Source organism: Nostoc sp., assembly GCF_036917435.1.
GTDB lineage: Bacteria > Cyanobacteriota > Cyanobacteriia > Cyanobacteriales > Nostocaceae > Nostoc.
In genome coordinates, this window is sequence record NZ_JBALDM010000022.1 from 191545 (window position 1) to 204693 (window position 13149).

The 13149-nt window shown below is 41.0% G+C and carries 14 protein-coding genes; 7 read left to right on the forward strand and 7 right to left on the reverse strand.

Annotated features, from left to right (window positions below):
• The first annotated feature begins 100 nt into the window (after positions 1–100).
• The 3 genes from V7K98_RS09415 to V7K98_RS09425 all read left to right on the forward strand — a co-directional run bounded on the left by V7K98_RS09415 (position 101) and on the right by V7K98_RS09425 (position 2268).
• On the forward strand, positions 101–580 hold the full coding sequence (locus V7K98_RS09415) for a Mini-ribonuclease 3 (protein ID WP_335021014.1): 480 nt from the start codon (positions 101–103) through the stop codon (positions 578–580).
• Between the two features lie 96 nt (positions 581–676).
• Positions 677–1879, forward strand: coding sequence for a 23S rRNA (guanosine(2251)-2'-O)-methyltransferase RlmB (rlmB, locus tag V7K98_RS09420; RefSeq protein ID WP_335021016.1), 1203 nt, complete (start codon positions 677–679; stop codon positions 1877–1879).
• An 86-nt stretch (positions 1880–1965) separates the two neighbouring features.
• Entirely contained in the window at positions 1966–2268 is a 303-nt protein-coding gene (locus tag V7K98_RS09425; protein ID WP_335021018.1) for a DUF1816 domain-containing protein, read from the forward strand.
• Between the two features lie 295 nt (positions 2269–2563).
• Here the strand turns inward: V7K98_RS09425 and V7K98_RS09430 are convergent, their stop codons facing one another.
• The 5 genes from V7K98_RS09430 to V7K98_RS09450 all read right to left on the reverse strand — a co-directional run bounded on the left by V7K98_RS09430 (position 2564) and on the right by V7K98_RS09450 (position 6702).
• On the reverse strand, positions 2564–3412 hold the full coding sequence (locus V7K98_RS09430; RefSeq protein WP_335021020.1) for an alpha/beta fold hydrolase: 849 nt from the start codon (positions 3410–3412) through the stop codon (positions 2564–2566).
• A gap of 90 nt (positions 3413–3502) precedes the next feature.
• Complete coding sequence (gene truB / locus V7K98_RS09435) at positions 3503–4387, reverse strand: tRNA pseudouridine(55) synthase TruB (protein ID WP_335021097.1); 885 nt, start codon at positions 4385–4387, stop codon at positions 3503–3505.
• Between the two features lie 282 nt (positions 4388–4669).
• Positions 4670–5446 carry an SDR family NAD(P)-dependent oxidoreductase gene (locus tag V7K98_RS09440; RefSeq protein WP_335021022.1) on the reverse strand — a complete coding sequence of 259 codons (777 nt, stop codon included), beginning with the start codon at positions 5444–5446 and terminating at the stop codon, positions 4670–4672.
• A 103-nt stretch (positions 5447–5549) separates the two neighbouring features.
• Positions 5550–5678: a hypothetical protein gene (locus V7K98_RS09445; RefSeq protein WP_335021024.1), complete on the reverse strand. Its 129-nt coding sequence runs from the start codon at positions 5676–5678 to the stop codon at positions 5550–5552.
• Between the two features lie 217 nt (positions 5679–5895).
• Complete coding sequence (locus V7K98_RS09450; RefSeq protein WP_335021026.1) at positions 5896–6702, reverse strand: Rpn family recombination-promoting nuclease/putative transposase; 807 nt, start codon at positions 6700–6702, stop codon at positions 5896–5898.
• A 102-nt stretch (positions 6703–6804) separates the two neighbouring features.
• Here V7K98_RS09450 and V7K98_RS09455 point away from each other — a divergent pair, with 102 nt between their 5' ends.
• From V7K98_RS09455 to V7K98_RS09465, 3 genes are all read left to right on the forward strand, one after another.
• The gene (locus V7K98_RS09455) at positions 6805–8082 is read left to right on the forward strand and encodes a lipid-A-disaccharide synthase (RefSeq protein WP_335021028.1); all 1278 of its coding nucleotides are present in this window, start codon (positions 6805–6807) and stop codon (positions 8080–8082) included.
• Between the two features lie 109 nt (positions 8083–8191).
• Positions 8192–8392 (forward strand): hypothetical protein, encoded by a 201-nt coding sequence (locus tag V7K98_RS09460; RefSeq protein WP_335021030.1) that lies wholly within the window; start codon positions 8192–8194, stop codon positions 8390–8392.
• Between the two features lie 71 nt (positions 8393–8463).
• Complete coding sequence (locus V7K98_RS09465; protein ID WP_335021032.1) at positions 8464–9426, forward strand: ankyrin repeat domain-containing protein; 963 nt, start codon at positions 8464–8466, stop codon at positions 9424–9426.
• Positions 9427–9496: 70 nt separating this feature from the next.
• Here the strand turns inward: V7K98_RS09465 and V7K98_RS09470 are convergent, their stop codons facing one another.
• Both V7K98_RS09470 and V7K98_RS09475 read right to left on the reverse strand, forming a co-directional pair.
• Positions 9497–9883 carry a hypothetical protein gene (locus V7K98_RS09470; protein WP_335021034.1) on the reverse strand — a complete coding sequence of 129 codons (387 nt, stop codon included), beginning with the start codon at positions 9881–9883 and terminating at the stop codon, positions 9497–9499.
• Positions 9884–10217: 334 nt separating this feature from the next.
• Positions 10218–11165 carry an NAD-dependent epimerase/dehydratase family protein gene (locus V7K98_RS09475; protein ID WP_335021036.1) on the reverse strand — a complete coding sequence of 316 codons (948 nt, stop codon included), beginning with the start codon at positions 11163–11165 and terminating at the stop codon, positions 10218–10220.
• 598 nt (positions 11166–11763) lie between these two features.
• Here V7K98_RS09475 and purD point away from each other — a divergent pair.
• Complete coding sequence (gene purD / locus V7K98_RS09480; protein WP_335021038.1) at positions 11764–13041, forward strand: phosphoribosylamine--glycine ligase; 1278 nt, start codon at positions 11764–11766, stop codon at positions 13039–13041.
• The last annotated feature ends 108 nt before the right edge of the window (positions 13042–13149 follow it).

Consider the following 13149-nt stretch of genomic DNA (forward strand, 5'->3'; position numbering starts at 1 on the left):
GTATTGATTATGCTAAGTATACTATCATGGCATACTTCCTAAAAATCAGTCTTTGCGAAGAATGCCTGCCAAATCTAGCCCGTCAAGGAATGATTTATTTGTGAAGTCACAGGAGGAAGAGTTATTAGATGGACAAGATGAAACTCCTAAGCAGGGTTTATCTTGGACTCAAGCACTCTTGGCAACCACAGGGCCATTCCAACAGATTTCCCTCTCACAAGTGCAACAAATTTCTCCTACTGCTTTAGCATATTTGGGGGATGCAATTTATGAGTTGTATGTTAGAATGTTCTATCTGCTGCCATTGCAGCGGTCAGGAATTTACCATAGTCTGGTAGTGGAGCAGGTAAGGGCAGAAACACAAGCGCTACATTTGCGATCGCTAACTCCTCATCTGAGGGACACCGAATTAGAAATTGTCCGACGGGGTAGAAATGCCGCTACAGGCCGCCCTAAGCGACTTAATCCCGAAATTTATCAACAGGCAACTAGTCTAGAAACTCTAATAGGCTACTTATATCTCACCGATTACCAGCGTCTAACCGAACTGTTGCAAATGCTTCATGTAGAAAAAGAGTGAAGACTCAATTTCACAACAATTAGGTACAGCAGTAGATTAGGTTCCAGAAATTACGGTAATCGGTATGTTCAACCATAAGTTATATCCATAAATCAAATGCAGAATAAACCGAGAAAAATCATCAACACTTCTACTACTGGCGAACCCAAGCGTGGGAAACCAATAAAAATTAAGGGTAAGCGTGTTGTTAGTAACCCCACTCGCAATCCCCGGAAATTCGATATCAATCCTATTTCGGCTGAAAATCCGACGCGCAATCCCCGGAAAATAGATAGCAACCCGATTTCTGCGGCAAATCCCACGCGCAATCCCCGGAAATTCGATAGTAATCCTATTTCTACTGAGAATCCCACGCGCAATCCCCGGAAATTCGATACCAATCCTATTTCTAGTGAAAATCCGACTCGCAATCCCCGGAAATTCGATAGTAACCACATTTCTGGCAATTTCCGACAACGAAATACCAACTTCTCCCAGTCGCCTGTATCTACACAACCCACAGCACAACCCACAGAAGAAGATAACGATCTCATCTACGGTCGCCATCCAGTATTGACTGCGTTGCAAAAACAGCGCAACCTCAACCGCATCTGGATTACTACCCGTCTGCGCTACGATCCCAGCTTTCACCATTTTCTCCTGCAAGCTAAGGAAAATGGCACAGTTATTGATGAGGTTGAACCCAAGCGCTTAGACTATCTCACCAATGGGGCTAATCATCAAGGTGTGGCAGCACAAACTGCTCCCTACGGCTATATCGAATTGCCCGACCTTATTGAACAATCTAAATCTGTAACCGATCCCGTTATTGTAGTTGCTGACGGAATTACTGATCCCCAGAACTTAGGAGCAATAATTCGCACCGCCGAAGCAATAGGCGCTCAAGGATTGGTAATTCCACAAAGAAGGGCATCTGGGATAACTTCTACTGTGATGAAAGTGTCAGCAGGTGCATTAGAAAACTTTGCTGTATCTAGAGTTGTCAACCTCGGCCGCGCTTTAGAAGAATTAAAAGAAGCCGGCTTTTGGATTTATGGCACTGCTGCAAGTGGAAGCGAACCCTTGCATACTGTAAACTTCAAAGGCCCAATCGTTTTGGTAATCGGCTCAGAAGGCGAAGGTCTGGGTATGTTGACGCAACGTTCATGTGATTTTTTGGTATCGATTCCTCTACAAGGTAAGACTCCCAGCCTGAATGCCTCCGTAGCAGCAGGGATGGCGCTTTATGAAGTTTATCGCCAGCGATCGCAAAATACGCATTATTTAGATAAGTTACAAAAAATTTCTTTGAAAAAATAACAGTAACAGAGTATAAAGAAATGTAAAAGATAATAAAGCACCATATCGTTTAACACCCTGTAGACGTTTATAAATCGGCTAAAATCATGAAAACCCTTTGGCATAACCTCAAGGAAGTGTTGATTAACACATTCAACTCCATCGGCTTCGCTTGGTGGGTAGAGATTGTGACTCAAAATCCCCGGTGTACTTACTACTTTGGGCCATTTCTGAGTTCTTCTGATGCAAAATTGTCAAGCATTGGATACATAGAAGATTTGGAAGTCGAAGGAGCTACGGGAATTGCTGTGAGTGTCAAACGTTGTAAACCTAATACCTTAACAATTGGTGAAGACCTGGGGGAAAGATTTGACCGCAAAGTACAGCCTGCCTTTGGCGGTCAGATTTAAGTTAGGCGAAAAGCAAGATAATTCGTAATTTCGAGTTGGAATTACGAATTATCTGGTTAAAAGTTAAAAGCCCTTGAACTATTAACAATTAGTAATTACGTTATGGATGGGTATTTAGATTCCAACCATGAGTAGTTGACCAATAGATGTTTGTTTTTTAATCTAAGTAGGTAAGCGTAATTAAATATAAGATCAAACCTCACACTCAATCCCTCTACTTAGTAAGGAGAGGGAATCCGGAGGCAGGGTGAATTTTGATATTTAATTTGACCCAGTTACTTAACCCGATTTTAAATTACGAATTACGAATTACCTGTGGATGAACTTCGAGCCAATGGTCAATGTCATTCAGCACCTGCTGGGGGACTTCCCAAGGGAAAAGATGGGCGGTGTTTGAATAGCAGTGCCACTGAGAATTTTGGAGGTTTTGAGCAGTTTGTAAGCTGGAATCAGATGTGATATGGCGATCTTGTTCGCCAGCAAGTACCAAGCTAGGACATTGGATTTGTGGTAGGTCTGAAACCCGATTGTATCCCGATTGAATGGCACTATAAAGGGCGCGAGTAGCAGCAGGAGAGGTTTGTAGATAAGCTGGTACTGCTTCTTTGGCGATATAGTTGTAAGTTGTGGATGTATGTTGTTGAACTAAGTAGCGGAAAAGCGATCGCTTGCCAAAAGTTTCAATATTCCATTGCCAACTCGGTTTTATATAATTTAATAAGCCAGCAACGCCAGTGTATAAATTATCCTGCCAAGTTATGGTCGGATGGCTACCACGAGGTTTTGCGGCTGTCGCCACCAAAATCATCCCAGTAATGCGCTCTGGTAAACGCAATGCCAGTTCCATTGCCAGAATGCCCCCAAGTGACCATCCCAATACTAGGCACTTTTCAATATTTAAGCGGTCTAGCAGCGCTTCTAAATCAGTTAAATGGTCATTCATATCAAAATTGCCATTCCAGCGACTTTTGCCATATCCGCGTAAATCAGGGGCAATCGTTTGATAGCGTTTTGATAAATGATTGGTGAAGACAGAAAGACTACGACCACTACCAGGATGACCGTGTAAGCCCAGAATGGGGAATCCTTGACCTTGGATGTAAACATTGAGACGTGCAGCAGTGCTAGGATGGCGATCGCTCATGACTTGTCGAACTCAGGTTTAGTGAATGCTCAAGTTTAGAAACTTTTTTAGATAAAGTATTAGAATTTCAAGTTTCAATTCAACACGATATTAAGAAATTGGTTCAAAAACCATTAGAGGGATCAACACTTCATCTTCTAATTGTCCAATACCTAAAAAGCGAGTTTCTTCATCATAAACTCGCACTATTTGAGGAACATCAAAAGTTAGAGAAATTCGCTGACCTTGACACCACTTTTGAGCAGATGTTGCTGGTAAAGTAACAGATGATAAATGTTGTAAAGCTGCATCTGGACAAACGGGTTGAAATGTTCCGGCTTGTAGTTGTGCTTCTAAATCAGTCAAGGTGAGACTATTGGTTAAATCGAAACCACTACTTTCGGTACGGATTAAAGCTGCAAGAGTGCCACCAGTTTCTAAGCTTGCACCTAAGTCACGAGCGATCGCTCTAATATATGTACCACTACCACAAGCGATCGCCACATCCAATTCAGGAAAATCCCCTTCTCTCCAGTTCAAAATATCTATCCGAAAAACTTCCACTGTTCGCACTGGAACTTCCACCGTTTTCCCTTGGCGTGCTAAATCGTAGAGACGTTTACCATCTACTTGAATTGCACTGTAAATAGGTGGTATTTGCTCAATTTTGCCTTCAAATTGTGCTAATGCAGTTTTCACTTCTGCCAAACTCAATCCAGCACAAGGTTGGGAAGTAATGATTTCACCTTGCAAATCATCGGTTGTAGTACGCACACCCAGCCGAATAGTGGCAATGTAAGCTTTGTTCTCTGGCAGATATTGTAATAATCTTGTGGCTTTACCAAGGGCGATTGGTAAAACCCCTGTAGCAGCTGGATCTAAAGTTCCTGCATGTCCCACACGTTTGAGGCGCAATAATTTTCGCACCCGCGCTACGCAGTCGTGGGAAGTCCAGTCAAATGGTTTGTTTAAGTTGAGAAAACCTTCAGATAACACAAAATCAATACTTACTGTATAGCTTTTAAGTAGGTAGGCGTAATTAAATATAAGATCAAACCTCACCCTCAATTCCTCTCCTCAGTAAGGAGAGGGAAGCCGGAGGCAGAGTGAGGTTTTATATTTAATTTGACCCACTTACTTGTATACACTATTAGCGACGAGATTGGAGCGTAATTAAGTTAGGAGTTAAGAATCTTAAATTTATCAGACGCGATTCATCGCGTCTCTACCCCTACTCTTGTACAGACGCGATGAATCGCGTCTCTCCTAACTACATCTTTAGACTTTAAAGTGTTTTGCTAACATATTCAACAGAATTTTTCGTGGTACAAGGCGAGATAATTTGCTTCTCACTTGAGTGGTAGTATCAGAACTAATAACAGTTGGATAGCCTTTTTCCAAAGCGTCTAAACACTCCCAAACAACTTTTTCACAAGAGTACACTTTATCTGTACTACTCGCCAGCGCTGGAGGAAAATTAGCTTCTGCAAAAAAGTTTGTTTCTATTGGCCCTGGACAAGTGACTAAAATACGGACACCATATTGACGGTTTTCTGCCCATAGCGCTTCACTAAAACTGAGAATAAAAGCTTTACTAGCAGCATAAACAGAAAGGTATGGTATCGGTTGAAATGCCGTAATAGAGGATACGTTAATAATACTTCCAGAGCGACGTTGCCGCATCAATGGTAGAAATTTATGGGTTAAATCTACCAATGCTAAAATATTTAATTGTACGATTTTAATTTGTCTTTCTCCATCCCCTTCAGCAAAGTCGCCATAGTATCCAGAACCAGCATTATTGATTAATAAGTCAATGCTTAATTCCTTTGTTTTAGTGGCTTCAAATACAGCATTAGCTGCATTTGATTCTGTGAGGTCTTTGATTATAACGTCTACTTGAATTTTGTGTTTGTCTTGTAGTTCTTTAGCTAATTGGCTTAGTTTCTCTTCCGAACGAGCTACGAGTACAAGATTGGTTTTGCGTGCAGCTAGTTCTTGAGCAAAAGCTTTACCAATACCACTAGAAGCACCAGTAATTAAAGCAGTTGGCATTCTACATATTCAGATAGTTTTTAAGCACTTTATAAATCTTAGCTATGCTGGCTATAAGTTTTAACTACCCAAAGTGATATACCCAAAAGAATAAAAGCAGTACTTAAGTACAGAAGCCTGAGCCCAGGAAGCCTATGGAAGCAACAAGAGCGATCGCAATTCCTGAATTGAGCATATTTACTGCAACTTCTTGAACTTTTTCTTCAATCCCCTGTTTAAGCCCTTCTTGCAAAATATCTTAATCAAATCAGAAATTTGTGGATGATGTCACCGAACAAGGCAAAAGTAAAAAGTAAAAAGGCACTCATAAAGAAAAAGAGCAGTGGTTTGAAGCCCCTGTCTTGAAAAGTTTCCTACGGTGGGAGACCCGCTTGACAGTTCTTTTCGCTAAATTTATTTATGGGGATTATTTTTTTACTTTTTACTTTTTACTTTTTACTTTTTACTTCTTAATGAGCTTGATTATTGTCCGTTTTAGCTTGCAATTGCTGAACTTGCTCAATAGTTAAACCAGTAACACGGACAATTAATGCGATCGCCACTCCTTCGTTGAGCATATTTACTGCAATCTCTTGAGTTTTTTGTTCAATACCTTGTTCAATACCTTGTTCAATACCTTGTGCAAGCCCTTCTTCCAGAATATCTTGATAAATCACAGATTCGCGCATAATATCACTCCGCAAAATTCTTTTAATTACGTCTTTATTTAATACTAACCCAGCTAATACTGCTGTTGACGCAGCAACACTACTGCGGATTCGGGTATCGTTTATTGCTTCAATAATTTGGGCAGCTTCTTCTAAAGTTCGCGTTTGATCTTCGGTTTGACTTAAAGCTGCAAACGGTAGCAAACCTGGAGAATTGAAAAATACTTCGGTTGGTTGTTCCCAAAGTCGAATTACTTCAAATCGGTGTAGGCTATTTTCTAAAACAAATTCTGTTTGATAGACTAGCTCAGAATCGCTTGGTTTGAGATAAATAACTACCTGACGCATTCGTTTATGGGGAAATTTTCGATACACCCGCAAACGATAATCACTCATGCGAAAGGGAATATCAGCTTTGGGCACCGTTTGCAATTCAAGATGGAGAACAAGTTCATCGGACTGCAATAAAATTAGTGCATCGGCGCGGATGGGTTCGAGGGATAATTCAGACGGACTAAGTTCGGTAAGTGTAATTGGTTCACCGAGTAGCCATGTTGCAAAGTCGGCTGAAAATGACTCTGCGAGAAACTTACAGATGTTATCAAACATAGTCTGCAATTATATCAGTAATGTCGTGCCTCTAAAAATTAGGAACGAATTAAGTAATATTTACCTCTTGACTAATGACCCCTAACTCTTGACCATTAACTAATGACTCAAGTAGATATTCTCATCCTATCAAATGGCCCCGGAGAGGTAACAACCTGGGTACGCCCAATAGTAAGGGCATTGCGGCAAAAATTGGGCGATGACCGAAATCAAGTCAGGATCAGTGTAATTTTATCACCTTGCTCAAATGCTAGTGGTAAAGAAGCTGCGATCGCACTTTCTTATCCAGAAGTAGATAGAGTACAAGGTGCAGAGCATTTTTGGCAATTTTTACTCTGGGGTAAAACTTTTGAAAATTGGGATTGGTGCGATCGCGGTGTAGTTGTTTTTCTCGGTGGCGATCAAATTTTCCCTGTAGTCATAGGCAGAAAGCTGGGATATCGCACAGTAGTTTACGCCGAATGGTCAGCCCGTTGGCATAGTTTGATCGATCGCTTTGGTGTTATGAAACCCAAAGTTGCTGCCCATGTTCCCCAGAAATATGCTCACAAATTCACCGTTGTAGGTGATTTGATGCTAGAAGCATCAGAAAGCCTAGATTCAAATTCCCCTTCAGCTATCACTCCATCACTCAAAACTGAATTGATTGGCTTACTCCCTGGATCAAAAGCGGCAAAGTTAGCCCAAGGAGTGCCATTATCTTTAGCGATCGCTGAATACGTTCACGCAAAAAGACCACAAACTAAATTTGTGATTCCTGTAGCCCCAACTTTGGATTTACAAACCTTAGCTAGTTTTGCCGATCCTCAAAGTAACTCTATTGCTGAAATTTTTGGCTTCAGTGGTGCTGAATTAATTCTTCCAGAGGACACTACAGATAAAGCATTACTCAAAACAGCAACGGGTTTAACTGTGGAATTGTCCCAAGAAAACCCTGCATATCATTTATTATCTCAGTGCTGTATCTGCTTGACTACAGTGGGGGCAAACACCGCCGAACTCGGTGCTTTAGCAGTACCAATGATTGTTTTACTACCAACGCAGCAACTTGATGCCATGCGTTCTTGGGATGGTTTACCTGGGTTGTTGGCAAATCTGCCAGGTATAGGTACAGCATTTGCCAACACAATCAATTGGCTATTTCTAACATTTGTGAGACGCAAAGGTTTATTAGCATGGCCAAATATCTGGGCACAAGAAGAGATAGTGCCAGAAATTATGGGTGAAGTCCAACCGCAACAAATCGGGGAAATGGTTTTAGACTTTTTGGCGCATCCAGAAAAATTGGACGATATCCGCGCTAAACTCCGAAATACTCGCGGTGAAAGCGGTGCAGCCCAAAAGATAGCACAGATTGTTGGTGAGGAGATTAGGAAGTAGGAACAGATCGGCAGAATTTAATTTGAATTTTGAATAGTGGGACTCAGACAAAAATTAAGCCAAAATATAGCCCAAACTGCCTTTATAAGTAACAAACACGTCACGATGGATGATGAAGAGTGCTGAGTTAAGAGTGCTGTTAGCGGTAGCGGGGCGTTTAGTCCGTGCTGAGTTCAAAAACCGTCCACAAGGGGCGGGGCATTTACCGAGTGCAAAAGTACTGAGTATTCTTGTTACTCGTTACTCGTTACTCATTACTCAGCACTCATTACTCAGCCCTGACTCTGGTAAACCAATCAAAAAGGTTTAGCCGTGTTGTTTTACGCTTTAGGTTGGGAATTATAGAAAGTAACAATATATACTTTAAATACAATTATCTTTATGCGATTTTTTGTAGTACCCGCTTATAAAAGTATTTTATTGGTAACTCTTTTAGCTGGGTGTTCATCACCAGAAAAAGTGCAATTAACATTACAATCACCCATTCCCTCGCCAAACGCTGAATCATCTCCGCCTCTAAATAATTCTAAAATTTCATCAGAATCGCCTAAAAATACTTTTCAAGATGCACTAGATACAGCTACTAGCGCTACTACTATAAGTCAATCATCTGTATCTAAAGATGATTGGAATTTAGTTTATAGTAAATGGCAAGAAGCAATAAATTTGATGAGAACTGTACCAGATAATAACGAAAATTATGCGATTGCTCAGAAAAAAATTGCTGAATATAGTAAGAATTTAAGTTATGCAAAACAGCAAGCTACAAAAAAAGAAATTATCAAAGAAGAAAAGGTATTAATATTAATTACTCCTCTAAGAAGAGAAACATGTCGAGAGAAGGAAATAATAGAGTCTTTATTTAAAGATGTTCAAAAATATCCTCAGATGATTAATGAGCCGATACCTAAATATGCCCCAGGTGCTTGGGGTTCGCCATTTCCTTTATTGCATACAGCAATTGGATTTGGTTGTAAAGTATACGTCGAATTACTAATTTCCATGAACGCAGATGTTAACAATGTGAGTGATGAGGGCTTAAGACCACTTGATTTTGCATATAAAAAAGATATGGCTGCACTTCTAATTGCAAAAGGCGCAAATATTAATGCAACAAACGATAAAGGTTTAACTGCATTACACTATAAAGCACAAATTAATACTAAAGAAGGTAAGGCACGTATTTATTTAAAAGATATTTTAGAAACATCTGAATTTTTGATATCTAAGGGTGCAAATATAAATGCTAAAGATCGTAATGGCAAAACTCCTCTTGCTTATGCAAAATCAATCAATTTTCAAGAAATGATTAGGCTACTGAAAAGCTATGGAGGACAAGAATAGATATTATGATATCAAGCCACCCTTAAAAAAGCTTCTCGAAAATCTTGCTAAACTTCTAATCATCCAGCACTTAATCCGAAGATTCGCCATTGCGTCGTCCTAGTTCAAAAATGCCACAACTAATACACGCAAGTATACCTAAGCTGATTCCCCAACTAGGCCCTAAAGTGAGTTCTACCCCCCAGTTACATAAAGCCCCAACTACCAAAAAAGGTGCGATGCTGAACAGAGAAGCATAGAAAGCGTTTTGGGATTCTCTCGCTTTACGAGTCCTTTCAAACTCTGTCTGACTAGTATAAAGCGATCGCTCGGCAAAGTTAAACCAACGGTTGAGTTGTTCGATTACCCATTCATTAACTGAGGAAAAACCTAGATATAGCGCCAATGACCACAAACTCGCTCCGGCGATCGCGATCGTATTTAACTCAAAGCGGAAAGGTAAAATTTCAGTCAGCATTGCTTATGAGAGTCCTGCAAAGGGTTAACTTTAGCTGTCGGTAGATGCTAAACAAACCTCTTGTGCAATTTTAAGCATAAAGGTTAACAATATTTCAACTATAAGATTACTATTTTATTTTTGAACAAAATTAGTTATTGTCGGGGAGCCAGTACGTTGCGGTGAATCCAGCGCTGTAGGAGGGTTTCCCAAACTAGGCGACTCGTGAACCCGTGTAGCAACTGGCGTTGTGTTAGAACGGAGTTAGTAACGCACCAAACCCTCGATAATAGTGCGTTACTAGTGCGGCCTGTCCCCTATCCCGCCTCATTCAATACAAAGGAAAATAACCAAATTAATACAACGACTTAATCCACTGCCATTCTTGTGTCAAACCCTCTCTTAAAGAGACTTTTGCCTCATATCCGAGAATTTTTTGCGCTTTAGACACATCAGCAGCAGTGTGGCGGGCATCTCCCATCGCTTTTTCTATGTGGTTTCTTTTGATTGGTTTCCCAACGATTTCTTCAATCGTATCTAAGACTTCTGCTAAAACCACTCTGCTACCACCACCGATATTAAAGATTTCTCCTACTGCTTCAGGTGCGCTGGCGGCAGCTAAATTGGCAGCAATGACATCACCAACAAACGTAAACTCCCGCGTTTGCTGTCCATCGCCGTAAATCGGAATTGCCTCATCCTGCAAAATCGATTTAAAAAATTTATGAAATGCCATATCTGGGCGTTGTTTAGGGCCATAAACTGTGAAATATCGCAATGATACAGATGGCACACCAAAGTTTTTATGATACAGTCTGCACAAAGTTTCAGCCGCTAGCTTAGTAATACCGTAAGGAGAAACAGGTTGAGGGCAAATTCCCTCGTGAGTGGGTAATGTTTCTGCATCACCATATACACTTGATGAAGAAGCAAACACTAATCTTTTCAGGTTTTTAGCATCTTTGGCTGCTTCTAGCAAAACTTGTGTAGCATTAATATTTCTTTCTGTATAACCTCGAAAAGCTTTACCCCAACTAGCTCTGACACCCGCTTGTGCTGCTTGATGGTAAACTACATCAACATCTTTTAAGAGTTCCTGCCAATCTAAAAATTGCATATCTGCTTCGATTAATGTAAAGCCAGGTGAAGAATGTAAATGTGCAATATTTTTATGCTTTAACATCGGATCGTAGTAATCATTGAATTCATCAATCCCGATCACTTCTTCTCCTTGCTGTAGCAATATGTCTACAAGCTGAGAACCAATAAAGCCAGCAGATCCAGTAACGATAATTTTAGCCATGTTGCCTATTTTTTGATACTTTCATAAATTTCTATATTCACAGGTTAGTACTTATAATCAACGATCGTCATTACTTCAGCTTGATTTTTAATCAATTATTGTACTGTTTTAAACATCAGCATTACTTAAATAGATATACTTAAGATTTAAGTAATGTTAGTATATTTATTTAGTTGTTGCTGTTAATAAATCTACTAGTTGACAAAATTGAATCTTAAGAATATGAGCAGCTTAAATTCTAGCAACAGGATGGGCTTATAGCGGTTCTCAGTTGAGTGAGGTACTCAAGTTCCCCACCCCCAACCCCCTCCTCGCTTGCGGGGAGGGGGCTATGATGTAACTCATGTGATTAAGCTAAAAATCTTTTAATTTGCATCCTCAAAAAAATGAATCTCTTGTGGGGTAGGCATAGTTGTGCAAATTAAATGCGCGACAGCTTAAGAAACGCCATAAAACCGATATAGATAATCCTTTCTGCCCTCCCCCTGCCTTTTCTAGTGATGAGGGGGCTTGCACAAGTGTGATAATTGGTGAAAAAATTGATCCGCGAGAGCCGAATAGGGAATTCTCGTTTCGCAAGGGACGCACGAGGAAATCAGTGAAAGTTTTAGTCGTAGGTAATGGAGGGCGCGAACACGCTCTGGCATGGAAACTGTTGCAATCTAAGCAAATCGAGCAAGTTGTCTGTGTACCAGGGAATGGAGGGACAGCAAGTATGGAACGTTGCCAGAACTTGCCCCTAGCAGTAGATGATTTTGAGGGTATGAGCCAATATGCTCTCGAAAATGGTATCACCCTGGTAATAGTTGGGCCAGAAGTCCCTTTGGCAAAGGGAATCACAGATTACCTCCAAGACAAAGGATTGATGGTATTTGGGCCAGTCAGAGCCGGAGCGCAAATTGAAGCGAGTAAAGCTTGGGCAAAAGCCCTGATGCAAGAAGCAGGAATTCCGACGGCGCAGGCTGCGGTATTTACGGAGGCAGCAGCAGCAAAATCTTATGTAAGAGCTACGGGAGCGCCAATTGTCGTTAAAGCTGATGGTTTGGCGGCTGGTAAGGGTGTAACAGTGGCTGAAACTGTTGCACAGGCAGAAAGTGCCGTTGATGCAATTTTTGAGGGGCAATTTGGCAGTGCTGGTGAATTTGTCGTTATTGAAGAATGTTTAATTGGGCAAGAGGTATCAGTTTTAGCGTTAACCGATGGGTTAACAATTCGACCTTTGCTGCCAGCCCAAGACCATAAGCGCATTGGTGATGGCGATACGGGCGAAAATACTGGTGGGATGGGAGCATACAGCCCAGCACCCATCGCTACGCCAGAGTTGATGGCACGTATTCAAACAGAAGTCTTAGAAAGAGCGATCGCAACCTTACGAGCAAAAGGCATTGACTACCGAGGTGTACTCTATGCTGGGTTAATGATTGCACCCAATGGCGACTTGAAGGTTTTGGAATTTAACTGTCGCTTTGGCGATCCAGAAACTCAGGTAATTTTGCCATTATTAGAAACACCCCTAGAAGAATTGATTCTAGCTTGTGTACAACAGCGATTAAGTGAATTGCCGCCCATTGCTTGGAAAGGGGGAGCATCTGCCACTGTGGTTGCAGCTTCAGGTGGTTATCCAGGAGTTTATGAGAAAGGTCAGGTGATTACTGGCATTGACAACGCAGAGGCGACAGGAGCAACTGTATTTCATGCCGGTACGAAATTGAACCAGCAACAACAAATAGTGACAGACGGGGGTCGAGTATTAAATGTAACTGGAATCGGAGAAAATTTTGAGCAAGCGATCGCTCAAGCCTACGCTGGAATCAAATATATTCAGTTTGAGGGCATATACTACCGGAGAGATATCGGTCATAAAGTTAGGAGTTAGGAGTTAGGAGTGCTGAATGTGAGGGAATACCCAATGCCCAATGCCCAATGCCCATTCCCCATTCCCCTAACATATTTGTCGGATTAACTGTTAATTTTTAAGTTGTTG

Excerpts from the sequence above, each read along its gene's own strand:
- rlmB (WP_335021016.1), top strand. The coding sequence starts at position 677 with ATGCAGAATAAACCGAGAAAAATCATCAACACTTCTACTACTGGCGAA.
- V7K98_RS09425 (WP_335021018.1), top strand. The coding sequence starts at position 1,966 with ATGAAAACCCTTTGGCATAACCTCAAGGAAGTGTTGATTAACACATTC.
- V7K98_RS09430 (WP_335021020.1), bottom strand. The coding sequence starts at position 3,412 with ATGAGCGATCGCCATCCTAGCACTGCTGCACGTCTCAATGTTTACATC.
- V7K98_RS09440 (WP_335021022.1), bottom strand. The coding sequence starts at position 5,446 with ATGCCAACTGCTTTAATTACTGGTGCTTCTAGTGGTATTGGTAAAGCT.
- V7K98_RS09450 (WP_335021026.1), bottom strand. The coding sequence starts at position 6,702 with ATGTTTGATAACATCTGTAAGTTTCTCGCAGAGTCATTTTCAGCCGAC.
- V7K98_RS09455 (WP_335021028.1), top strand. The coding sequence starts at position 6,805 with ATGACTCAAGTAGATATTCTCATCCTATCAAATGGCCCCGGAGAGGTA.
- V7K98_RS09460 (WP_335021030.1), top strand. The coding sequence starts at position 8,192 with ATGATGAAGAGTGCTGAGTTAAGAGTGCTGTTAGCGGTAGCGGGGCGT.
- V7K98_RS09465 (WP_335021032.1), top strand. The coding sequence starts at position 8,464 with ATGCGATTTTTTGTAGTACCCGCTTATAAAAGTATTTTATTGGTAACT.
- V7K98_RS09470 (WP_335021034.1), bottom strand. The coding sequence starts at position 9,883 with ATGCTGACTGAAATTTTACCTTTCCGCTTTGAGTTAAATACGATCGCG.
- V7K98_RS09475 (WP_335021036.1), bottom strand. The coding sequence starts at position 11,165 with ATGGCTAAAATTATCGTTACTGGATCTGCTGGCTTTATTGGTTCTCAG.